General features: G+C 71.0%; 12 protein-coding genes (1 of these 12 running past the window's edge). 11 read left to right on the forward strand and 1 reads right to left on the reverse strand.

Features of this window, described 5'->3' with window-relative positions:
• The 4 genes in view from ACWICD_RS01125 to ACWICD_RS01140 are tightly spaced (at most 52 nt apart) and all read left to right on the forward strand, a layout consistent with a single transcriptional unit that may run on beyond the window.
• Positions 1–10,354 carry the 3' end of an LPXTG cell wall anchor domain-containing protein gene (locus tag ACWICD_RS01125; protein ID WP_454139024.1) on the forward strand. The gene continues 20,387 nt to the left of window position 1, outside the view, so 10,354 of the gene's 30,741 nt are visible here — the last part of the coding sequence; the start codon falls outside the window, past its left edge; it ends in the stop codon at positions 10,352–10,354.
• Between the two features lie 42 nt (positions 10,355–10,396).
• Positions 10,397–10,837, forward strand: a complete 441-nt coding sequence (locus tag ACWICD_RS01130; RefSeq protein WP_376128776.1) for a nitroreductase family deazaflavin-dependent oxidoreductase — start codon at positions 10,397–10,399, stop codon at positions 10,835–10,837.
• Between the two features lie 52 nt (positions 10,838–10,889).
• Positions 10,890–11,429 carry a hypothetical protein gene (locus ACWICD_RS01135; protein WP_376128774.1) on the forward strand — a complete coding sequence of 180 codons (540 nt, stop codon included), beginning with the start codon at positions 10,890–10,892 and terminating at the stop codon, positions 11,427–11,429.
• The gene (locus tag ACWICD_RS01140; protein WP_376128772.1) at positions 11,426–12,973 is read left to right on the forward strand and encodes a polysaccharide deacetylase family protein; all 1,548 of its coding nucleotides are present in this window, start codon (positions 11,426–11,428) and stop codon (positions 12,971–12,973) included. The genes ACWICD_RS01135 and ACWICD_RS01140 overlap by 4 nt, the downstream gene beginning before the upstream one ends.
• A 524-nt stretch (positions 12,974–13,497) precedes the next feature.
• Here ACWICD_RS01140 and ACWICD_RS01145 read toward each other — a convergent pair.
• Entirely contained in the window at positions 13,498–14,976 is a 1,479-nt protein-coding gene (locus ACWICD_RS01145; protein WP_376128770.1) for an NCS2 family permease, read from the reverse strand.
• A gap of 115 nt (positions 14,977–15,091) precedes the next feature.
• Here ACWICD_RS01145 and ACWICD_RS01150 point away from each other — a divergent pair, with 115 nt between their 5' ends.
• The 7 genes from ACWICD_RS01150 (at position 15,092) to ACWICD_RS01180 (ending at position 24,777) form a co-directional block, all read left to right on the forward strand.
• A complete protein-coding gene (locus ACWICD_RS01150; protein WP_454139025.1) occupies positions 15,092–16,549 on the forward strand; it encodes a cell division protein PerM in 1,458 nt (485 codons plus the stop codon).
• A 48-nt stretch (positions 16,550–16,597) separates the two neighbouring features.
• Positions 16,598–17,206: a phosphoribosylglycinamide formyltransferase gene (purN, locus tag ACWICD_RS01155; protein WP_376128767.1), complete on the forward strand. Its 609-nt coding sequence runs from the start codon at positions 16,598–16,600 to the stop codon at positions 17,204–17,206.
• A gap of 19 nt (positions 17,207–17,225) precedes the next feature.
• Positions 17,226–18,833 carry a bifunctional phosphoribosylaminoimidazolecarboxamide formyltransferase/IMP cyclohydrolase gene (gene purH, locus ACWICD_RS01160; RefSeq protein ID WP_376128765.1) on the forward strand — a complete coding sequence of 536 codons (1,608 nt, stop codon included), beginning with the start codon at positions 17,226–17,228 and terminating at the stop codon, positions 18,831–18,833.
• A gap of 83 nt (positions 18,834–18,916) precedes the next feature.
• Complete coding sequence (locus tag ACWICD_RS01165; protein ID WP_376128763.1) at positions 18,917–20,563, forward strand: Ada metal-binding domain-containing protein; 1,647 nt, start codon at positions 18,917–18,919, stop codon at positions 20,561–20,563.
• Positions 20,560–21,057: a methylated-DNA--[protein]-cysteine S-methyltransferase gene (locus tag ACWICD_RS01170; protein ID WP_376128761.1), complete on the forward strand. Its 498-nt coding sequence runs from the start codon at positions 20,560–20,562 to the stop codon at positions 21,055–21,057. Before ACWICD_RS01165 ends, ACWICD_RS01170 begins: the two co-directional genes overlap by 4 nt.
• Before the next feature lie 55 nt (positions 21,058–21,112).
• Complete coding sequence (locus ACWICD_RS01175; protein WP_454139026.1) at positions 21,113–22,969, forward strand: ABC transporter ATP-binding protein; 1,857 nt, start codon at positions 21,113–21,115, stop codon at positions 22,967–22,969.
• Positions 22,966–24,777, forward strand: a complete 1,812-nt coding sequence (locus tag ACWICD_RS01180) for an ABC transporter ATP-binding protein (RefSeq protein WP_454139027.1) — start codon at positions 22,966–22,968, stop codon at positions 24,775–24,777. Before ACWICD_RS01175 ends, ACWICD_RS01180 begins: the two co-directional genes overlap by 4 nt.
• Positions 24,778–24,869 lie beyond the last annotated feature (92 nt).

Consider the following 24,869-nt stretch of genomic DNA (forward strand, 5'->3'; position numbering starts at 1 on the left):
GATCGCCTCCGGCGGCGTCGGTGTGGGCTTCGTCGGAGGGGGCGCCGGTATCGCGGTCGTCGTCTTCACGAAGGACACGCGCGCCTCGATCGGCGCGTTCAACGTGATCGACGCCCGTGCACGCGGCGGATGGAGCATGAGCGCGATCCCGCTCGGCACGGCGACGGACGCCGGCTTCCCGACGTCGATGCAGCAGGGCCTCGCGGTCGTCGCGACGAGTGAGCAGGACGTGTTCGGCATGGCCCTCGCGGCGGGCGGCGGCTTCGTCGGCGTCGCGGGCGCCGTCAACGTCACGCTCATCTCGGGTACGACGGTCGCCCTCATCGACACGCGCAGCATCATCAACGCCGACCGTGCGGGTGCGGGTGCAGGCCAGGGCGTCTCGGTGTCGGCCGCGGACCGCACCGACACCTTCACGCTCGGCGGCGGTCTCGGCGCGGGCTTCGTCGGCGTCGCGGGCGGTGTCGACATCGGCGCCGTCGACGTCTCGGCGGGCGCCGGCATCGGCGACTTCGCCGTCGTCTACGCTCGCGGCGACATCCGGATCCAGGCGATGTCGATCCGCAGCATCCAGACCTTCGCCCTGAGCTTCGGGGCGGGCGCCGTCGGCGTCGCCGGCTCGGTGTCGGTGTGGGGTGCCGGCGTGACGCCGTCGGGCTCGTACGACGACGGTGGCGGCTCGCAGGACGGGCTCTCGTCGTCGGAGGGCACGCCACAGGGCCAGGCCGACCAGTACGCGTCGGGCACCGGCGCCAACGGCTACGGGTCGATCCTGAACGGTGCGCAGGACTCGTCGGGCACGAGCACCGCGGACCGCAAGCAGAAGGGTCTCGCGGACGCACAGGCAGGCGTCACCGCAGCGACGCCCGGTGCCGGCATCGTCACGACGCGCTTCTCGAGCGTCCCCACGACCCGTGGCACGGCGAGCCGCATCGGCGTGGGCGCGATCGTCGAGGCGGGTGGATCGGTCGCCGTGACCGCCGTCGCCCGCGACAGCTTCTTCGCCGTCGCCGGATCCGCCTCGGGTGGCATCGGTGCCGTCGGGCTCTCGCTCGTCGTCGCGAACCTCACCTCGATCGTCGACGCCGGCATCGAGCGCAACGCCGTCGTCCGCGCCGGCGGCGGCATCGCGGTGCGCGCCGAGGCGCGCGAGCGCACCGAGGCGATCGCCTTCTCGGGGCAGCTCGCGGGCGTCTCGATCGCGGGGCAGATCGTCGTCATCGACAGCGACGCCCGCCAGACGGCGCACATCGACGACGGCGCTGCGATCCCGACGGCCGGCGGCACGGTCGCCGTGACGGCCTCGGCCGACCGCCGGGTCGCCCCGACCGTCATCGGCGTCGCCCTCGCGCTCGGCGCGGCGGGCGCCGCCGTCGCCCTCGCGGACGTGCACGGCGACACGGTCGCACGCGTCGGCCTCGTGCGGCTCGGCGACGCCGCCGCCGTCGGCGGACTGACCGTCACCTCGACGTCCGTCATCGATGTTCCCGTCCTGGCCTTCTCGGTCTCGGGGGGTGTGCTCGGAAGCCTCACCGGTGTCGGCGCGACCGGCACGATCTCGGGTCGCACGGCGGCCGAGTTCGCCGGTGTGGCACGTGTGTCGGGGGCCGTGCAGATCGTCGCCGACGCGCGCAACACGGTCGACACCGAAACCCTCAACGTCCAGACCGGCGCCGTCACGGTCGGCATCACGTTCGCCCGCGCGACCGTGTCCCGCACGACGACGGCGCTCGCCGCCCCCGGGTCCTGGCTGTCCGCGGGCGGCGCCGTCGCCCTGCGCGCCACGAGCCGCAGCCACACGAGCGCCGACATGGGCGGGGGCAGCGCCGCGGGCGTCGCGGCACTCTTCATGAACCCCGTCGCCCGCGTGACGGGCGGCACCACCGCACGATTCGCCGCCGACCTCGCGGCATCCGGATCGCTCGTCGTCGAGGCGCAGGGACAGAACCAGGCGCGCGCGAACGCCTTCGTCGCGAGCATCGGCATCCTCGGCAGCGGGCAGGGCGTCTCGGTCGACGCGATCGTCACCGAGAGCGCGTCGGTGCGCGCCACGATCGACACGGGCACCGTCTTCAGCTCGGGTCTCGTCGCGGTGCGCGCGCGGATCCTGCAGGACGGCGGCGCGGGCAACGTCGCGACCGCCGGCGCCACCGGTGTCTCCGGCGGACTCATCTCCCTCGGCGTGTACGTCGCGAGTGCCGTGCTCGAAGGCGCGACGACCGCGATCCTGTCGAGTGTCGTCGGTGCCTCGGGTGCCGTCGAAGCGCGCGCCGACTCGAAGGCGGATGCTGCCGCCGCGACCTGGACCGCGGGCATCGGCTACTACCAGGTGTCGGGCTCGGTCGTGAACGCCGACGTGCGGCAGTCCGCGCTCACGCACGCCGCGATCCTCTCGCCCGTGTGGTCGACCGGCGCGACGACGATCGTCGCGGTCGCCGCGAACACGGCGACCGCCGAGACGGATGCGGCCAGCATCGGCTTCATCAACGTGGGCATCACGATCCCGACGGCCGAGATCTCGGCCGCGACGATCGCCGAGCTGCTCGCGGGTCTCGTCGGCAACGGACTCACGGTCGACGCCCGCGGCACCAACACGGCGCGCGCCGACGTCGACTACGTCTCGATCGGCTTCATCGACGGCGGTCTCGGCGGGGCGACGGCAGTCGTGCGTGAAGCGGCGGCCGTGACGGCGCGCGTCGACACGGGGTCGGCGGCCGTGCTCGCCGGCACAGGCGCCGTCGCGGTGACCGCGTGGTCGGCGCACACGGCATCGGCGGACATGCGCAAGTCGACCGCGGGGGCCTTCACGATCGGCGGTCTGCTGCCCGTCGCCCGCATCGAGGCGTCGACGCGAGCAACGGTCACGACACCGTCGGCGCAGTCCGGATCCTTCACCGTGAGCGCGTCATCGGCCAACGCCGTCGACGCGACGGCACGCATGCGCTCGCTCGCGATCATCGGCGTCCGCGGTACGGTCGCGTCGGCGACGATCGAGCAGACCGCGCTGACATCGGCGACCGTCGCATCCACCGTTGTGCTGCGCGCGTCGGGCATCGTCACCGTGCGCGCCGACAACCGCACGGGGACGCACGCCCTCTCGTCCATCGTCAGCGGGGGTGGCGGGCTCATCGACGCGGGCATCTTCGCCGCATTCGCCTCGACGCGCGCCGCCGTCACGGCGGCGTTCGACGGCACGCTCGCGGCGTCGACCGGCGTCGTCGTCACCGCGGCGGGCGGAACGACCGTGACGGCGACCATTCAGGCGGGATCGATCGGCCTCGGCAGCATCACGGGAAGCGTCGTCTCGGCCGATATCTACGAACAGGCCGCGATCACCGCTCGATTCGGCACCGGTGCTCTCATGACGACGGGAACCGTCGCCGTCACGGCGACGACCATCGACCGCGCCACCGCCAGCACCGACCTCGCTTCGGGCGGCCTGGTCGTCGTCGCCGTCTCGGTGCCGACCTCGCGCATCGCGAACGCTCTCACCGCCGACTACTCTGCTCGCCAGGTCGGCGGCACCGGGATCACGGTGCGCGCCGACGCGACCCGCGCCGTCACCACGACGTCCGGCTCGATCGGCTTCTCGCTCATCGGGGTCGCCCATTCGTCGGGTGAGGCGCTCATCACGAGCGGCGCGGTCACGCAGGCCCGAATCCGCCCCGGCGCGACGATCACCGCGCCCGCGGCGGGAGTCTCGGTGACGGCGAAGGCTGCGAACTCTGCGACGGCCGAAGCGGGCGGGATCAACGTGGGACTCATCCTCGCCGCGACGAACGCCGAGCCCCTCGCGTGGGTCGACACGCGCACCTACGCGCACATGCAGGCCTGGATCGGCGGATCGGGTGCCGACGGTGCGGGTGCCGCGTCGCTGACGGTCGACGCGTCGGCGACGAATCAGGCCGATGCATCGCTCGTCAACCGCACCGGCAGCGCCATCTCGATCTCGACGGGCCGCGCCACGGCACGCGTCACGCCCGTGACCGAGACCCTCGTCGGCAACGCCCAGCCGATCGTCGTCGGGGGCAGCGTCACGATCGGCGTCGCCGAGCAGCCGGTGTCGCGTTCGTACGCGCAGACGTTCGCCGCGGGTGCCCTCTCGATCTCGAAAAACTACGCACGCGCCGAAACGACTCCGACCGTCCGACTCACCGTCGCCGACGGCACCTACCTGCGGGCCGGTGGCACCGTGACGCTCAACGCGCTGCAGAACTCGCTCACCCCCGTCGTGCCGCCGGGACTCGTCTTCGATGCCGTGACGGGCGTCGACACGGCGAACGAGACGATCACGATCACGGGCGCCCACGGTCTGCAGACCGGCGGCAGCGTGACCTACACGCCGGGCACGAGCACTCCCGTCGGCGGGCTGCAGCCGGGATCGCGCTACAACGTCATCGTCGTCTCGCCGAATACGATCCAGCTCGGGTCGATCTTCCAGGGCGCGCTCATCGACGCAGCATCCGATGTCATCACCTTCGGACGCACGATCGACGGCGAGTTCACCGAGATGCCGCACAACTTCATCGACGGTCAGCGGGTCATCTACTCGTCGCCGGGGGTGGACGCCGTCGGCCTCACGAACGGGCGTGCCTACCTCGTGCGGGTGGTCGACGAGTTCCGGATCCAGCTGATCGACGCCGCGACCTCGCAGACACTCGTCGAGTTCACCGGCGGCGCCGTGATCGACGACCGCATCTGGGCGGTGAACGACTACGTCAACGGTCAGGCCGTGCAGTACCTCGCGCCCGACGCCCTCGCGAGCTTCGGCAGCAACCGCGTCGACATCATCGTCGACGCGAACGGCGTGCCCCTCAACGTCAGCGGACCCGGCAGCGCCTACATGACGGAGGACAACAACCGCATCGCGCTGCGCGCCCACGAACTGACGACGGGACAGCAGATCGTCTACCGCTCGAACGGCGGAGCCCTCGGCGGACTCGTGAACGGCGCGACCTACTGGGTCATCGTCGTCGGCCCGCACGAGATCCAGCTCGCCGCGTCGCAGTGCCAGGCGGTGGGAACGTGCGTCGACCCCGACGACCCCGATCAGCTCATCCCGGTGTCGGCTCTCGGACTCGCCGGCAGCTTCGATGCCGCGGCGATGAGCATCGTGCACGGTCTCTACGCGCCGGGTCAGCAGCCCATCAACGGCCTGCGACACGGTGAGCGCTACTACATCTACGACCGCACGGCGACGTCGTTCCGTCTGTCGACGGTCCCGGGGCCCTTCTCGGGCCTGTTCGCCGTGGCGATCTCGGGCGGCGGCAGCGTCGGCACGAGCCGGTTCGTGCCGGCTGTCGTCGACCTCGGTCGCGACAGCATCGCCGACCTGCTGTCGCACGGTCTCGTGATCGACCTGACGTCGACGGGGGCGGGGCCGCAGCAGCTGCACTCGCAGCCGCTCACGCCGGTGCTTCCCGGCGGCGGTGTCTTCACCGAGGCTAAGGTGTACGGCTCGGGCGTCGGGTTCATCTCGTCGACGAGCAGCCTGCCCACGGCGAGCTTCACAGCGAACCTCGCGCTCACCCTGGGGCGCAACGCCCGCATCCACGCCGCCGGTGACATCGCGATCGGCGCCGCATCGACGGCATCCGCCTTCGTCGATGCGTCATCGGCAGGCCTCGGGTTCGTCGGGATCGGCGCATCGCGCGCCGTCGTCGACGCGACGGCGAACACGACCGTCTGGCTGCAAGAGGGCACCGATGTGCAGTCGACGAGAGGCAGCGTGCGCGTCGCGCCCATGACCGTCGCGAGCGTGCGCGCGGTCGCACGGTCGCAGTCGGGTGGCTTCGGACACGGCGTCGACTCCCAGACGCGCGGCACGCTCGACCTCACGGCCAAGACGATCCTCGATGGGCGCATCGTCGCGTGGAACGACATCGAGGCGAGGTCGACGAGCGCGATGCAGGCCGACCTGATCGCCTCCGCGTCCGGAGCGTCGTTCGCGGGCAGCACGTCGTCGGGTGAATGCGGTCCGACGGACTGCCACCTCGAGGCGCACAACCACGAGACGAGCCTCACGGTGGGCGGCGGTGCGTACCTCGAGGCCGACAACGTGCGGCTCGTCGCCGAGATGATCTCGAGCCGACTCAACGTCGAGAACCGCGCGAGCGGCAAGGGCGCGTTCGAAGACTCCGACGCGCGGTCCGAGAGCCGCTTGACGTCGGTCGTCCACGTGCAGCTCAACGCCCCCGCGAAGATCGTCGGCTGGCAGAGCGTGACGATCACGGCGCAGCATCGCAGCGTCGAGGTCCGCGCCTACGCGCGCGCCACATGCGGCTGCTTCGGCGGCGACAGCGACGCGTACGCCTACGTCCTCTACGACGCACGCTCGAGCGTCGTCGGGCAGGAGGGCGTGCGGATCCGCACCGCGGCGCTGCTCGTCCAGGCGCTCCACCAGCTCGTCTCGACGACGCCGCAGGCCTCCACCGGCGGCGGATTCATCGACTTCGGCGGCTCGGACAACAAGCTCGACAACTTCCGCTACCGCACGATCGAGTGGAACGCCGATGTCGTGCTGCACGCGCCGAATCCGACGCTCATCATCGACGCGTCGGGCCGCATCGTGAAGAAGTACGCGGTCACCGTCCGCGATCTGAACGGCGTCGTCTACAACGTCGGCAGCGTGATCCCCGCGGGCCAGACGATCGTCGTCGACCCGATCGAGAACACCGGCGGAGGCACGGCCCGCTACGAGATCAACAACACCACCGGCACCCCGATCGGCATCCTGGCGGGGGACCGGGGCACCCTGCAGGTGCAGAACACGTTCGACTTCGTGCGGCTGCACAACCACTCGAACCGCGACATGCGGATCCAGGACATCAGCGTCGCGAACCTCGACGACGTCGGCGCGACGGTCGATGTCGCGGCCGAGAACAGCACGGCATTCCGCTTCCACATCGGGCGACCCATCTTCATCCCGACCTTCGTCGACATCGCCAACTGGCAGAACCCGGGATCGGCCGACCTGCAGTTGCACGGGCACATCGACAACCCGATCGGCGCGACCCGGATCATCGCCGAGAACGGCGACATCAGCGCGTCGCAAGCCGGCTCGATCCGCACGAACATCGCCCAGCTGTACGCCGAGCGCGGCACGATCGGGGCCGCCGGAACACTGGTGGGCGTTCCGTTCCGCGAGCCCATCCGCATCACGCTCGTCCAGAGCGATTACCTCATCGACGACGTCGACCCGACGCGCCTGGTCGAGCTCGTCGCCGATGCGCGGGACGACGTCGTGCTCGACGTGACCTACAGTGCACGGATGCCGGTGGGCTCGCCCTACGCCGAAACGATGTTCCAGCCTCTCCTCGGTCCCATCCACGCGGGCCGCAACATCGACATCCTGGTGCACGACAGCACGTTCGGATCCGACGTGCCCCCGTTCACGTCCTACCTCGTGCAGGTCGACGTCACGGTCCCGCCGAGCACGACGAACGTGCCGCCCTCGGGGCTCTACCACACGTACTTCCATCCCGACCCGGGGCCGTGGGCGGGCTTCGGCGACCCCGTCCTGGTCGCGTGGGGCACCGTGAACACGCTGCAGGACAGCGCCTACACGTTCGGCGACCTGAGTGCCGGAAACGACATCGTCGTGCGGCATCCGTCGACGGCCACCTCGATCTCGTTCGAGGTCTACTCCGACGTCGATGCGACGCTCGTCAGCATGCGCTTCGCGGAGATCTCGTACTCGGTGAGCGACGGCGACGGCGAGATCTCGCTGCTCACGAACGGCGACATCTCGGACCTCGAGACGATCGGCGACCTGCGCGTCGGCACGATCACCTCCACAGCCAGCGACGTCTGGCTGCAGACGGCGCAGGACGCGTCGATCCTCGACGACGGCACGATCGACGACGGCACGCCGCGCGTCGCCGGCCGTGACATCACACTGGTCGCGGGGCTCCTCGCGGGTCGCATCGGCGGTCCGGCTGCGGACGTGCCCGACTTCCTCGAGATCCGCTCCTCGCTGGCCGAGCGCGGTCGCGTCACGGCGTTGGCGGGCGGCGACATCCTGCTCGACCAGGTCGACGGATCCCTGTTCGTGCGGCTCGTCACGTCTCTGAACGGGGATGCCGCGCTGCGCACCCGCGACGGCAGCATCCTCTCGGATGCCGCCGGCACGACGGCGCGGGTCATCGCGCGCGACATCGACCTCATCGCGGTCGGCGGCACGGTCGGTGCCGACAGCCCCGACCGGTCGCTCGACCTCGTCATCGACACGGCGATCGGCGGACGCCTGTATGCGCACTCGTACGAGGGCCGTGTCGCGGGCGTTTTCGTCACGGAGGCGACGGGATCGCTCCTGGTCCTGCGCGCGGAAGCCGACCAGGGAGATGTCCGCGTCACCGTGCCGTTCGTCGACGGCGGCGTCGACGAGAGCCTCTTCCTCCTCACCGAGGGACGCACGATCGACGGCCTCATCGACATGACCGAGGGTCGTGTCGTCGCGGGCGGCCATGTCACGCTCCTCGTCGGGCAGGACGTCATCGCGCCGCTCGGCACGATCATCGCGGGACAGACCGTCACGATCCGCGCGTCGTTCGGCAAGACGCTCGCGAGCCAGGGTGGATCGCTGCTGTACTTCGCGGGCGAAGTGACGGGGCACGCGACCGAGATCTACGGCGGCCGCGGAGACGATGTCTTCTCCTTCGACTCGACGCTGCTCGGCGGACACACGATCGTCTACGGCGGGGCCGCGCGCACGGCATCCGGCGACGACGGCGACGACACGTTCTTCGTCGTGCGACTGCAGTCCATGACGGGCACCCACCTCGCCGCTGTCGGCGACGACTTCGCGGGCACCGAGGTGCGCGACGCACTCGTGCTCTTCGGCCTCTCGGGCGACAACGCGTTCCGTGTGCTGACGTGGGGCGGCGAGGACGACGCGCTCCTCGGCCACGACTACCGCATCATCGTGCGGGGCGGGGGAGCGCAGGGCGGTCTCAACACCCTTTGGATCGACGGCACCGATGCGGCGGACGTGTTCCTCTTCCGCGGCCTGTCGGCGATCGCCGAGCACCCCGACGCGACGCGGCCGGCGTTCGTCGCCCACGTCAACACCGCGGCCGGCACGCACGAGCGCATCTCGTACGACCAGGGTGTGAACCAGCGGGTCACGGTCGACGGACTCGGCGGCGACGATCTGTTCGTCTTCGACGACAACAGCGCCATCACGACCGTCTACGGCGGCGACGGCGACGACACGTTCATCGTCGGCCAGTTCTTCGCGACACCGCGCGTCGAGCCCGACGTGCAGCCCGGCGACGCGTTCGAGACGATCGAGACCGAGTTCGGGCATGTGAGCCGCGGACTCACCTTCCCCGCCGTGCTCTACGGCGGCGCGGGCGACGACACGTTCGTCATCTCCGCACACACCGCCGAACTGCGCGTCGAGGCGACGACGGGCGACGACGTGTTCGACGTCCTCGCGGTGCGCCTGCTCGACGGGACCTACCTCGCGCACGGTCTGCTCTCGCTCGACGGCGGGGCCGACGCGTCGACCGTGACGGTCCACACGACAGGCGCTGCGGAGGACATCGTCATCGACCCGCTCGACGTCGTGGGAGGCGGACTCGACGTCGACCTGTACTCGGTCGCCGAGCCGACGCTCGCGGGAGCGCTCGCCGTTTCCGCGCCGCTCGGGATCCCCGGCGAGGATGCTGCGGTGCCGGTGTCGATCGTCGTTCCGATCCCACCGCGTGACGGCGGCGCGGGCGAGATCATCATCGTCGAGACGGACGGCTCCACGACGCTGCAGACCGGCGTCAAGGAGACCGACAGCTACACGATCGAGCTCGGCACTCCGCCCACCTCACGCGTGTACATCACGATCTCGGCGGCGTACGCCGGCGGCATCCCGTACGCGCAGATCTCGATCGACGGCGGCCTGACGTTCCACGACCAGGTCATCCTCATCTTCGAGATCGGCGAGACCGGGCCGAAGACGGTCATCGTGCGGCTCGTGCCGACGATCGACCCGCATCCGTTCCAGACCCTCGCGGCCGTGCCGTCGGCCGAGCCCGGCCCCGGCATGATCGTCGAGACCGTGAGCCACGCCGTCTCGAGCGACGACCCCCTCTACGACCATGCGACCGCGCGCAACGTCTACATCAATGCCATCCGCGGCGTCGACCCCGTCGATCCGGTCGATCCCGTCGATCCCGTCGACCCGGTCGACCCGGTCGACCCGGGTGGCGACGGCGGCGACACCGACGGCGGCCCCGCGGCCGCGAGCGCGGGCGACCGCCTCCCCAAGACGGGCGGCGCCGACCTCACGGGGTGGCTGCTCCTGGGTCTGCTGTTGCTGGCCGGCGGCGCGCTGCTCAATCTCCGCCGCCGGGCGTGACAGCGACGGCTCCTGGGAGGGGAACGCAGATACCCTGAAGGCATGCCACTGACCGGAGAATACAAGCCGTCCACCTCGGAGTGGGCACGTGAACAGGCCGAGGCGTTCGAAGCGAGCGGGGGCACCGAAGCGAACGAGCTCCGCGGCATGCCCATCATCGTGCTGACGACGGTCGGCCGTAAGACGGGGGCCCTGCGCAAGACCGCGCTCATGCGCGTCGAGCACGAGGGCCGTTACCTCGCCGTCGCCTCGATGGGCGGTGCGCCGAAGGAGCCGGCGTGGGCGGGCAACATGCGCGCCCACGATCACGTCGAACTGCAGGACGGCGCCGTCACGCGCGACTACCGCGCCCGCGAGCTCAGCGGCGACGAGCGCGCCCAGTGGTGGGAGCGGGCCGTCGCGGCGTTCCCCGCGTATGCCGACTACCAGGAGAAGACCGATCGCGTGATCGCCGTCTTCGTCCTCGACCCGATGACGGCCTGATTCGGCGGCATCCGCCCATGCCCCCCGTTCCTCCCCGAGCCCTCGCGGCTCGATGAAGGCGTCCCCGGGCGGGGTCCGCCCGTCTCAGCGCACCGCCGTCCTGCTCTCGATCGTCGCCGCTTTCGCCGCGATCGCCGTCGTCGCGTTCGCGCTGCTCACCGCCGTCCCGCCGTCGATCGCCAACCTCGCGAGCTCGTCGTCCGACGGCGTGACGCCCACGCCCCTCGAGACCGATCGCGTCGACGCCGGGATCATCGTGCCGGATGGCTGGACGATCGTGCGGGAATCGTCCGCGGCCGTCACGGTGCGCACGCCCGACGGCGGCATGACGGCGCAGCTCGAGCTGATCGATCAGACCGCGGATGCCGCGATCCGAGCCACGCCGGACATCGCGTCGCCCGTGCGCGGCGAACAGCTGACGACGGGCCGCGATGTCGTGCACGTCGACGTGGCGCCCGACGGCGTCGTCGCGGCGGTGGGCCTCGGCGCGGACGGCGGCAGCGTGCGGGTGACGGCGACCGCGGCCGAAGGGCGGACGATGGCGGCCTACCGGCCGGCCCTGGCCGAGCTGCTCGAAGGGATCGCACCGTGAGGCGAGTCGCGGCGGCAGCTGTCGTGCTCGGGGCGGCGCTCGTGCTCGGCGCGTGTGCGCCCGTGACGGATGCCGCGTGGGAACCGCCGTCCTGGGCGGAGGAGGAGATCACGGTCGCCCGCCCGCCCGCGGCCCTCGACCTCGCGGCGCAGACCGCGCTCGCGGCATCCGTCACGTCGTACCGGCTGCACAACGCCGCCGTGGGCGTCGAGGCGCGCTTCGCCCTGCTGCCCGGGACGGGCGGGGGCGTCGACGCGTTCAACGCCGTGATCGGCGACCTCGTGCGCGATGCCGTCGCGACGCAGTCCGCCGCCTCGGGCGTCGCCTACGCGCCGGCGACGGGCGCGGGACTCGCCGACCGCGCGTGCATCACGGGCTCGACGGCGTGGACGGCGGACGAGATCCTCGCCGAGGTGGGCGCGAGCGGCTCCGCCGTCGTGTGCGACATCGTCGCCGCGGCGGGCCCCTTCTTCGGCGAGCGGGTGCGGGTCGTCGCGGGTGGGCCCGACGCACCCCGCTCCGATGCCACGACGACGTTCTATGCCGACACGGCGTCGGGCGAGGTCGTGACAGCGGCGCAGCTGTGGGCCGATGACGCCGCCGCGCGCCTCAGCGCCGACGTCGTCGATGCGCTGCGCCGCGACGCCGGCGCCCTCACCCTCGCCCCGGCCGCGGCCGGCGACGACGCGCAGCTCGCGGCGATCGAAGCCGCCCTCTCGACGACCGTGCCCGCGGGGGACGGCGGCCTCGTCTTCACGATCGCGGCGGGCTTCGAAGCGCCCGCGCTGCGCGCCCTCGGCGTCGACGCGACGGCCGAGCCGCTCACGATCGGCGTACCCGCCGCGATCGTCGCCGATCTCGTGACGCCGTTCGGCGCGCGTCTGCTCGGGTCCGCCGGCGAGCCCTACACCGGCCCGTCGGGTCCCGCGGGGTTCGATCGCGTCGACTGCACGCTCGTCCCGTGCATCGCCCTCACCTACGACGACGGGCCCTCGAGCCTCACACCGACGCTGCTCGACGTTCTCGCCGAGGCGCGCGTCGCGGCGAGCTTCTACATGCTCGGCCCGTCTGCGGCCTCGCGCGAGGACACCGTCCGGCGCGTGGCATCCGAGGGTCATCTGATCGGCAACCACACGTGGAGCCACCCGCAGCTGCCCGAGCTCGACGACGAACAGGTCGCCGCTCAGATCGTCCGCACGGGGGATCTGCTGCGCGGGATCAGCGGGCAGGCCGTCGCGAGCTTCCGCCCGCCCTACGGCGAATACGACCAGCGGGTGCTCGACGTGGCACAGCAGCCCGCGATCCTGTGGAGCGTCGACACGCGCGACTGGGCGGGCCCCGCCGACGACGTGCTCGAGGCGACGGCGGTCGACGGTGCGTCGCCGGGCGGGATCATCCTCTTCCACGACATCCACGAGCGGTCCGTGCGGGTCGCCCCGGCCGTCGTCGCGGGACTGCTCGACCGCGGGTTCTCGCTCGTCACCGTCTCTCAGCTGTTCGGTGGGACTCTTCCCGCCTCCGGTGCGTGGAGCCGCGCCGGCTGACCCGCTGCGACTGCCGCCAGCTGCTCTCGTCGGCTATGTGCGTCGGACTTCGCGCCGAACTCGGAGGTTCGCGCGTAACTCGGAGCTACGTGCGTAACTCGGAGCTTCGCGCGTAACTCGGAGCTTCGCGCGTAACTCGGAGCTTCGCGCGATGCTCGGACCCGATGCGGCCGAGTCTCCGTACCTCGCACTGCCTTCCGTACTTTGCGCTGCCTTCCGAGGTTCGGAGTTTGGCGCGGGGTTCGGGGTTACGCGCGGGGTTCGGACTCGATGCGGCCAAGCCTCCGTACCTCGCGCGACTCTCCGAAGTTCGGGCCCGCACTCAGCGCCACGTGCGTCGCGCGTCGCACCGAGAGGCCACCCAGCGCCACGCGCGTCGCGCTGCCTTCCGAGGTTCGGAATTTGGCGCGGGGTTCGGGGTTTCGCGCGGGGTTCGGACCCGATGCCGCCTGGCCTCCGTACTTCGCGCGACTCTCCGAAGTTCGGGCCGCACCCGGCGCCACGCGCGTCGCGTCAGCGGGGGATCAGCCGCCGAGGATCGCCTCGACGGGGCCGCGTGCGAAGTACACCAGGAAGCCGGCCGCGACGATCCACAGCAGCGGGCTGATCTGCTTGGCCTTGCCCGAGAGCGATCGCACGATGACCCAGCCGACGAAGCCCGCGCCGATGCCGTTCGCGATCGAGTAGGTCAGCGGCATGACGGTCACGGCGAGGAAAACCGGCAGGAGCACCGAGAACTCCGAGAAGTCGATGAAGCGGATCTGCGACATCATCAGCGCGCCGACGATGACGAGCGCGGCCGAGGCGACCTCGGTCGGCACGATCGACACGAGCGGGGTCAGGAACATCGCGACGAGGAAGAGCACGCCCGTGACGACGTTCGCGAAGCCCGTGCGGGCACCTTCGCCGATGCCGGCACCGGATTCGATGAACACCGTGTTCGACGAACTCGACGTGAGGCCACCCGCGACGGCGCCGATGCCCTCGACGACGAGCGCCGACTTGATGCGCGGGAAGTCGCCCTTCGCATCGGCGAGGTTCGCCTCTTTGGACAGCCCCGTCATCGTGCCCATGGCGTCGAAGAAGTTCGTGAACACGAGGGTGAAGACGAGCATGAGGGCCGCGAGCACGCCGATGCGCTCGAACGAGCCGGCGAACGCGTCGAACCCGACCTGTCCGAGCAGCGACAGGTCGGGCATGCTGACGATGGCCCCCGGCAGCTCGGGGACCGACAGGCTCCAGCCGCCCGGGTTGACGCCGTCGTCGCCGAACATGGGGCCGATCTTCCAGATCGCCTCGACGATGACGGCGACGACGGTGCCCGTGACGAGCCCGATCAGGATGCCGCCCTTCACCCTGCGTGCGACGAGGATGCCGGTCAGCAGCAGTGTGATGACGAAGATGAGCGTCGGCACGGTCGTGACCGACCCGTCGACACCCAGGCCGACAGGCGGCGACGACGTGCCGGTCGCCGTGACGAATCCGGCGTTGACGAAGCCGATGAAGGCGATGAACAGGCCGATCCCGACCGTGATCGCGAGCTTCAGCTGGATCGGCACGGCATCGAAGATCATGCGGCGCAGTCCCGTCGCCGCCAGCAGCACGATGATCAGGCCGTTGATGACGACGAGTCCCATCGCCTCGGCCCATGTCACCTGCCCGACGACCGACACCGCGAGGAACGAGTTGATGCCGAGCCCGGCCGCGAACGCGAACGGCAGACGCGTGACGAGACCGAACAGGATCGTCATGACGCCCGCCGTCAGGGCCGTCGTCGCGGCGACCTGCGTGAATCCGAGTTCGTCCCCCACGACGTCCGGCGAACCGGACAGGATGATCGGGTTCAGGATCACGATGTACGCCATCGCGACGAACGTCACGACGCCGCCGCGGATCTCGGCTCCGAGCGTCGAGCGACGCTTCGTGATCTCGAAGAACCGGTCGAAACCGTTCTTCGGAGTCGAGTCCGTGATTTCGGGCGCGGACGAGGGGGCTGATGTCATGTCGGGGACCTCCTCGGACAAGATATCGGCACTCGCACGACAACCGCATATCCGGATGCCGCGGCGGGCGTGCCGACCGAACGCACAGGGCTGCCGTAGGTAGGGTCGACAGCGCATGCATCGCCTCATCGTCGTCATCCTCGCCGCCGTCGACGCCCTCATCGCGGTCGCCGTCGGCCTCGCCGTCGTCCTTGCTTCGCTGACCCTCCTGTGGGCCGTCGGAATCGGGACGGGGGCCGACTGGGGCGCGCTCTGGCCCGCGAGCGCGACGATCTGGCAGCTCGGTCACGCCGTGCCCGTCGACGTGCTCCTGGCCGACGACTACCTCGCCGAGACGGGCATCGACGCCGCGGCCGCCGCGTTCACGATCTCGCTCGCCCCGCTCGCCTTCACGGCGTTCACCGCCATCTTCGCCGCGCGCTCAGGGCGCCGGGCCTCGCAGGCGGGCGCGTGGATCACCGGTGTCGCGACGGGGATCATCGTCTTCGTCGCCGCCGCCGTGCTCATCGCCCTGACGGGTCATCTCGCGCTCGCCGAGGTCGAGACGTGGCAGGCCGTGCTCTTCCCCTCGCTCGTCTTCATCGTGCCCGCGCTTCTCGGCGCCCTCGTGACGGAGTGGAGCGAAGCCGGCGACGGCGTCGTGGCGCGGCTGCGCGACCGCGTCGAGATGCTCTCGGACGGCTGGAGCGAGGTGCCCGGCTCGATCGCGCGCGGCACGGCGATCGTGTGCACGGGCCTGGTCGGGCTCGGCGCCCTCGCCACGGCCGTCGCCGTGGCGCTGGGCGGGGGCGAGATCGTCGCGCTCTTCGAGGCGTCGCACGTCGACGCGTTCGGCGCGACCGTCATGATGCTCGCCCAGCTGGCGTACCTGCCCACTCTCATCGTGTGGGCGATGTCGTTCGTGGCCGGTCCCGGTTTCTCGGTCGGGATGGACACCGTCGTGGGCCCCGCCGGCACGCAGGCCGGAATCCTGCCCGGCATCCCCGTGCTCGGCGCCGTTCCCGAATCCACGACGACGTGGCTGCTGCTGCTCGCGCTGCTGCCGGTCGGCCTCGGTGCGTTCGCGGGCTGGATCGCCCGCTCCCGGCTCGCGGCGGCAGGGGCAGCCCGGCGACCCGACGACGCACACGACCCGCTCGGGGCGAGACTCGTCGTCGCGGCGGGCATCGCGGTCGGCGCGGCCGCGATCGCCGCACTGCTCGCCACGCTGGCATCGGGCTCGATCGGCCCCGGCACACTCGCGTACGCCGGTCCCGAACCGGGTCCGCTCGCGCTGGCGATCGGGCTCGAGACGGCGCTGGGCGCCGGCATCCTGCTGCTCTCGCCCCGACCCCGTCTGCCGCGGAGCCGAACCGGCGAACCCGACACCGTTCGTGGACCCGCGCGTGCGGAGGATCAGGCGTATCGCGAGGCGATGTTCGCCGACGACCCTTCGGCGGGCTCAGGGACCGGGGGCGACCCTTCGGCGGGCTCAGGGACCGGGGGCGGCTCAGGGACCGCGAGCGGCTCAGGGGCCGCGGCAGGCTCAGGGGCCGAAGGTGAGGCAGGGGGCGGGGTGCGGAGGAATCCGTGACCGAGCCGCTGGACCGGCTGCCCGAACGACCGCCGGTAGACTGACGGCGTGCTCACGGTCGCCGTCCTCATCTCGGGCACGGGGTCCAACCTGCGTGCGCTGCTCGATGCCGCCGCCGAACCCGGTTTCCCCGCCTCGATCGTCGCCGTCGGCGCCGATCGCGAAGCAGCGGGGTTCGCACATGCCGAGCAGTACGGCATCCCGACCTTCCTCGTGCCCTGGGAGAGCTACGACACACGCGAAGCGTGGGGAGCAGCGCTCGGCGAGCAGCTGTCGATCTGGAAGCCCGATCTCATCGTGCTGAGCGGTCTCATGCGGCTGCTGCCCGCCTCGCTCGTCGACGCGTGGGAGCCGCGCATCCTCAACACCCACCCCGCGCACCTGCCCGAGTTCCCCGGTGCGCACGGCGTGCGCGATGCGCTGGCCGCCGGAGTCGCGCAGACCGGCGCGAGCGTCATCGTCGTCGACACGGGCATCGACACCGGACCGATCCTCGCGCAGGAGCGCGTTCCCGTCCTCGACGGCGACGATGAGCACGCGCTCCACGAACGCATCAAGCCCGTCGAACGGCGGCTGCTCATCGACGTCGTGCGCCGCATCGCTGCGGGCGACCTCGATCTCGCCGCCGTGCGGCGCACCGCCGAATCCACCCCCTGACGACCACCGAGGAGTCCCCATGGCCGGCCCGAGCCACGATCCCGCTCTCTACCGCGAACGCGACGTCGTGCCGATCCGTCGCGCCCTCATCTCCGTGAGCGACAAGACGGGGCTGCTCGAACTCGCCGAGGCGCTCTCGTCGGCGGGAGTCGAGATGGTCTCGACGGGCGGCTCCGCCTCGCTCATCCGCGACGCGGGCTACGCCGTGACCGACGTGTCGGCCATCACGGGGTTCCCCGAGTCGCTCGACGGCCGGGTGAAGACCCTCCACCCCGGCGTGCACGCGGGCCTCCTCGCCGACATGCGCCTCGAGGACCACGAGCGCCAGCTCGACGAGCTCGACATCGCCCCGTTCGAGCTCGTCGTGGTCAATCTGTACCCGTTCGTCGAGACCGTCGCCTCGGGTGCGTCGGCGGTCGACGTGGTCGAGCAGATCGACATCGGAGGCCCCGCCATGGTGCGGGCATCCGCCAAGAACTTCGCCAATGTCGCCATCGTCGTCTCACCCGAGTCGTACCCCGCGGTCATCGAGGCCGCCGGGGCGGCGGGGACCACCCTCGCGCATCGCCGCGACCTCGCGGCGCGCGCCTTCGCGCACACCGCCGCCTATGACCGCGCCGTCGCGCAGTGGTTCGCCGAGGCGACCCTCGCCGACGAGGAGACCCTGCCGCAGCACCTCACGATCAAGGCCGAACGCCTCGCGTCGCTGCGCTACGGCGAGAACTCGCACCAGCGCGCCGCGATCTACACGCGTGTCGGCGGGCACGGGATCGCGCAGGCGACGCAGCTGCAGGGCAAGGAGATGTCCTACAACAACTATGTCGACGCGGATGCCGCCCTGCGGGCCGCGTTCGACATGGTCAAGCCGGCCGTCGCGATCATCAAGCACGCGAACCCGTGCGGAATCGCGATCGCGGCGCCCCAGGCGCTCGACCCCATCGCGAGCGCCCACCTGCGTGCGCATGAATGCGACCCCGTGTCCGCGTTCGGCGGGGTCATCGCGGCCAACCGCACGGTCACGCTGAAGATGGCCGAGAACCTGCGCGACATCTTCACCGAGGTCATCATCGCGCCCGACTTCGAGCCCGAGGCGCTCGAGGTGTTCCGGCTCAAGAAGAACCTGCGCGTGCTGCAGCTGCCCGCCGACTGGCAGCAGGAGCGCATGGATGTGCGGCTCGTCTCGGGAGGATTGCTGCTGCAGGACGCCGACCGGTTCCCCGACGACATCGACTCGGTCGCCGCGAACTGGGAGCTCGTCTCGGGCGAGCGGCCCGACGACGAGGAGATGACCAACCTCATCTTCGCCTGGAAGGCGTGCCGCGCCGTGAAGTCGAACGCCATCGTGCTGGCGAAGAACTCCGCGACGGTGGGCATCGGGATGGGCCAGGTGAACCGTGTCGACTCGTGCCGTCTCGCGGTCGAACGCGCTGGCGACCGCGCAGCCGGTTCGGTGGCGGCATCCGATGCCTTCTTCCCGTTCGCCGACGGGCCCCAGGTTCTCATCGACGCCGGGATCAGCACGATCGTGCAGCCCGGGGGATCGGTGCGCGATGAAGAGGTCGTCGACGCGGCACGGGCAGCCGGAGTCACGATGTTCTTCACGGGGGAGCGCCACTTCTTCCACTGAGTCGCGGACCGGACCATCGTGTCCGATTTCCGCGAGCCGGGTGTCCGGGAGCGTGTCAGGCTAGGGGTGTGAGCATCCCGGCCATGACGTTCGACGAACGGTATCGCGCGATCGATTCGCGCGATGCGCGGTTCGACGGCCAGTTCGTCACGGCCGTGCGCTCGACCGGGATCTACTGCCGGCCGAGCTGTCCCGCGCGCACACCGAAACCCGAGAACGTGACGTTCTACCCGACCAGCGCGGCCGCGCACGAAGCGGGATATCGGGCGTGCAAGCGGTGCCTTCCCGAGGCGGCGCCGGGCTCGCCGCGATGGGATCTGCGCGGCGACGTTGCGGGCCGCGCGATGCGGCTCATCGCCGACGGCGTCGTGGAACGCGAGGGCGTGCCGGGCCTCGCGCATCGGCTCGGCTATTCGCCGCGCCACCTGACCCGGCTCCTGGCGGCCGAGCTCGGCGCCGGACCCCTCGCCCTCAGTCGCGCGCATCGCGCGCAGACGGCGCGGATGCTCCTCGTCGGCACCGATATGCCGGCATCCGATGTCGCCCTCTCCGCGGGCTTTGCGAGCGTGCGGCAGTTCAACGACACGATCCGCGAAGTGTTCGGGATGCCGCCGCTCGCTCTGCGTGCGCGGCGGCGCTCCCTTCGACAAGCTCAGGGAGCGGTGGGACAAGCTCAGGGAGCGCGGGGACGAGCTCAGGGAGCGGGGGCGCGGCCCGAGGGGATGGGGACGGACGAGGGTTCCGCTTCGGACGTGCTCGGGGTCATCGAGCTCGTGCTGCCGCACCGCGGGGAACTCGACGCGCCGGGGCTCTTCTCCTGGATGGCCGCCCGTGCCGTCGACGGCGTCGAGGTGGCGACGGCGACGTCGTTCGGCCGCGCGGTGCGCCTCGCGGGCGGGCCGGCGTGGTTCGAGCTGGACATCGACGGTGCGGGGCGTGTGCGGCTGCGCGCGCGGCTGACGCAGCTGTCCGATCTGCCGTCGCTCGTGGCCCGCGCGCGTCGGCTGTTCGACCTCGACGCCGACCCGGTCGCCGTCGACGAGGCGCTCGCGCGGCATCCGGAACTGTCATCGCTGGTCGCGGGTCTTCCCGGCATCCGCGTGCCCGGTGCCGCCGACCCGCACGAGATGCTCGTGCGCGCCATGATCGGCCAGCAGATCTCGGTCGCCGCGGCCCGTACCGTGCTGTCGCGGCTGACCGCCGAGATCGGCGACCCGATCGACGGCGTCGGGCCGGCGACGCGTCTGTTCCCCACGATGGCCGCGATCGCCGAGCACGGGGCCGATGTGCTGCGCGGACCGGCGTCGCGCATCCGGGCCGTGACGACCGCGGCGGCCGCCCTCGCCGACGGATCGCTCACACTCACGGCGGGTGACGACGCCGGCGAACAGCGCGCCGCGCTGCTCGCCATGCCGGGCATCGGGCCGTGGACCGCCGACTACGTGCGCATGAGGGTGCTCGGCGACCCCGACGTCTTCCTGCCGGGCGACGTCGCCGTGCGAGCGGGCGCCGCCGCGACCGGCCTCCCCTCCGATGCGCCGGCGCTCACGGCCTGGGCCGCCCGCGCCGCGCCGTGGCGCAGCTACCTCACGGCGCACCTGTGGCGTGCTGTTCCACCCCGCCCCGTGCGATCTGCAGGACGCACGAGCCGGAACAGGGCGACAGGGCCGATCGAGACGACATCCGTCACACCCGATCCTGCACATCGCACGGAAGGACCCCGCTCATGACGACGATGCAGACCCTGGAGACCCCCGACGGCCCCTTCACGCTGCTCGCCGACGACGACGGCCGGGTGCTCGCCTCCGGATGGACGGCCGTGTCCGCGCAGATCCTCGACCGACTGCGCCCGTCCGCCCGCCCCGCGTCGTTCGGCACGGGCCGCACAGCGGCGGGGGAAGCCGTCGTCGCCTACTACGACGGCGACCTCGCCGCCGTGGACACCGTCGAGGTGCGGCAGCACGGCACGCCGATGCAGCAGGCGGGATGGAAGGCGCTGCGCGCCATCGCGCCCGGTCGTCCGCTCACCTACGCGGAATTCGCCCGCGTGCTCGGCTCTGCAGGCGCCGTCCGCGCCGCGGCATCCATCTGCGCCCGAAACGCACCGGCGCTGTTCGTGCCCTGTCACCGCGTGCTGCGCACGGGCGGCGCCATGGGCGGGTTCGCGTGGGGCGTCGACGTCAAGCGGGCGCTGCTCGACCGCGAAGCGAGCTTGCAGCAGTGAACACCCCGTTCTAAGCTGGTGGGCTGTCTCGTTCGCGGCACCACCCCTGAGGAACATGACCATCACCGCTGATCCCCGACGGTCGGACCTGTCCACCGCGAAGGCGCTCGCGCGGCTCGTGCCGTTCGCCCGGCCCGTGCTCCCTCGCCTCGTGCTGGGCGCCGTCAGCGCGCTCATCGCGAGCCTGCTGGCCCTCGCGATCCCGCTCGTGCTCGAGGTCGTCGTCGAGGGTCCCATCTCGACAGGCGACATCACCCAGATCATCTGGGGCGCCGCGGCCATCCTCGCGCTCGGTCTGTTCGAAGCCCTCATGGTCTGGGCGCGACGCTGGTTCGTGCTGGCGCCCGCGACGCAGGTCGAGTACGACCTGCGCACGGGCTTCTACGAGCGTCTGCAGCGTCTGCCGGTCTCGTTCCACGACCGCTGGCAGTCCGGCCAGCTGCTGAGCCGCATGATGCAGGACATCAGCATGCTCCGACGCTGGCTCGCGTTCGGCCTCGTGCTGCTCGTCGTCAACGCCATCACGATCGTCGTGGGCATCGTGCTGCTGTTCCGCTGGCACTGGATCCTCGGCGTCATCTTCATCGTCTGCTCGGCCCCGCTCTGGTACGCCGGGTACCGGTTCGAGAAGACCTACGGCACGCTCACGCGGCAGAGCCAAGACCAGGCCGGAGATCTCGCGACCTCGGTCGAAGAGAGCGTGCACGGCATCCGCGTGCTGAAGGCCTTCGGCCGGGGAAAGCACGCGCTCGTGAAATTCACGCGGCAGGCCGAGAGCCTGCGCGAGACTGAGATGAGCAAGGCGCGGTCCGTCGGCTGGATCTGGTTCTGGCTCGTGCTGCTGCCCGATATCGCGTTCGCCCTGTGCCTGGGGGCGGGCATCTACCTGACGCAGCTCGGCGAGCTGCAGGTCGCCGAGCTCTTCGCGTTCTTCGCGATGGCGACCGTGCTGCGCTGGCCGATGGAGTCCGTCGGCTTCCTCTTCTCGTTCCTGCTCGACGCGCGCACCGCCACCGATCGCATCTTCGAGGTGTTCGACGAGCCGAATCCGATCGTCGATCCGGCTGCGCCCGTCGCGATCGCCGAGCCGCGGGGCGAGCTCGCCTTCGAGGGTGCGCACTTCCGGTATCAGGATGCCGCAGCCCATGAGCGCGACCTGCTCGACGGCATCGATCTCGTGCTGCGCCCCGGCGAGACGATGGCCCTCGTCGGGCTCACGGGGTCAGGCAAGACGACCCTTACGACCCTGCCCGCGCGCCTGTATGACGTGACGGCGGGGCGCGTGACCCTCGACGGGATCGACGTGCGCGACCTCAGCCTGGTCGACCTGCGGCGGAGCATCGGCATGGCCTTCGAAGACGCGACGCTGTTCTCGCAGTCGGTGCGCGACAACGTGCTGCTCGGACGCGAAGACCTCGCACCCGGGTCTCCCGAGGCCGAGCGCGTCCTGCGCGAAGCGCTCGGGGTGGCGCAGGCCGGCTTCGTCGAGGACCTTCCCGACGGCGTCGACACGGTCATCGGCGAAGAGGGGCTGTCCCTCTCGGGCGGGCAGCGTCAGCGACTCGCGCTCGCGCGTGCCGTCGCGGCACGGCCCGCCGTGCTGGTTCTGGACGATCCCCTCTCGGCGCTCGATGTCGACACCGAGGCGCTCGTCGAAGACGCGCTGCGCGAGATCATGCACGACACGACGACTCTCGTCGTCGCACACCGCCCCTCGACCGTCATGCTCGCCGACCGGGTCGCCCTGCTCGAGGCGGGCCGCATTACCGCCGTCGGGACGCACTCCGACCTGCTGCGTGCGAACGACCATTACCGCCACGTCATCTCGAGCCTCGAAGACGAACAGACGCAGCTGCGCGAGCTCAGGTTCGAACCGTACGGCTCGGGCCAGGAACCGGAGGCGAACGCGTGAGCACCGTCGTCGGAACGAGCGGCGAAGACCGCTCCGATTACACGCGCGAAGAGAGCCGCGCTGTGCGCCGCCGCTCGCTGCGCCTGCTCGGTTCGCTCGTGCTGCCCGTGCGCGGACAGCTCGTGCTCGCGGCGGTCGTGCTGGTCATCTCGACCGCGCTGCGCGTCGCGGGTCCCGCGCTCATCGCGGTCGGGATCGACAGCGCCCTGCCCGCCGCCGTCGACCGGATGGACTGGATGCCGACGGTCCTCGTCGTGCTCGTGTACCTCGTCACCGCGATCGGCGGTGCGGCGCTCATCGGCTGGTACGTCGTCGTGACGGCACGGCTGACGCAGGCGATCATGCTGGATCTGCGCAAGCGGATCTTCCTGCACACGCAGAAGCTCAGCCTCGAGTTCCACGAGTCGTACACGTCGGGCCGCATCATCTCCCGGCAGACGAGCGACCTCGACACGATCCGCGAACTGCTCGACGGCGGGCTCAACGAGCTCGTCTCGGGCATTCTGTACGGTGCCTTCACACTCGTCATGCTGCTCATCTGGGACTGGCAGTCCGGGCTGATCCTGGTCGTCATGGGCATTCCGCTGTATCTCCTGATGCGCTGGTTCTACCTGCGCTCGCAGCGGGTCTATCGCCAGTCGCGCGTCATCAGCGCGAAGGTCATCGTGAAGTTCGTCGAGACGATGACCGGCATCCGCGCCGTCAAGGCGTTCCGCAAAGAGGTGCGCAACGACGACGAGTTCGGCGAGCTGTCCGGCGACTATCGCGAGATCAACATGCGCTCGATCCGCCTCTTCGGCACCTTCGAGCCGGCGCTCATGGCGGTGGCATCCGTCACGCTCGCCGTCGTCGTCGCGTGGGGCGGGTTCCGCATCGTCGACGGCACCCTCCTCGTCGGCACGCTGCTGGCAGCCGTGCTGTACGTGCGCAACTTCTTCGCGCCGCTGCAGGAGGTGGCGTTCTTCCTCAACTCCTACCAGTCGGCCACGGCGGCCCTCGAGAAGGTCTCCGGCGTGCTCGAAGAGGAGCCGACGGTCCCCGACCCGACGCAGCCGGTCGACCTGTGGGAGTCGCGCGGCCACGTGCGGTTCGACGACGTCGTGTTCGGGTATTCCGGTGAGCGCACCATCCTCCCCGGCTTCTCGCTCGACATCCCGGGCGGGCAGACGGTCGCCCTGGTCGGCACGACGGGCGCGGGCAAGTCCACGCTCGCCAAGCTCGTCTCGCGGTTCTACGATCCGACGCGCGGACGCGTCACGCTCGACGGGGTGGACCTGCGCTCGCTGCATCCGAAGGACCTGCGCCGGGCGATCGTCATGGTCACGCAGGAGGCGTACCTCTTCAGCGGCACCGTCGCCGACAACATCGCACTCGGAAAGCCCGACGCGACGCTCGACGAGATCCGGGCGGCGGCCCGCACGGTCGGCGCGGACGCCTTCATCGAGAAGCTGCCCGACGGCTATGCGACCGACGTCAACAAGCGCGGGGGACGGGTGTCGGCCGGACAGCGCCAGCTCATCTCGTTCGCCCGCGCGTTCCTCGCCGACCCCGCCGTGCTGATCCTCGACGAGGCCACCGCGTCGCTCGACATCCCCTCGGAGCGGATGATCCAGGACGCCCTGCAGACGCTCCTCGCCGATCGCACCGCGATCATCATCGCGCACCGCTTGTCGACCGTCGCGATCGCCGACCGCGTGCTCGTCATGGAGCACGGCCGCATCATCGAAGACGGCACCCCCGATGACCTCATCGCGGGCACGGGCAAGTTCGCGCAGCTGCACGCCGCGTGGCGCGAATCCCTCGTCTGAGAGCGGATGCCGCGACCCGGCCGTCGCGCGTGAGCCGCGGCATCCGACAAACGTCGCGCGGGTGCTGTCAGACGCGAGACGCGCGCACCGTG

Source organism: Microbacterium sp. NPDC055357 (genome assembly GCF_053644835.1).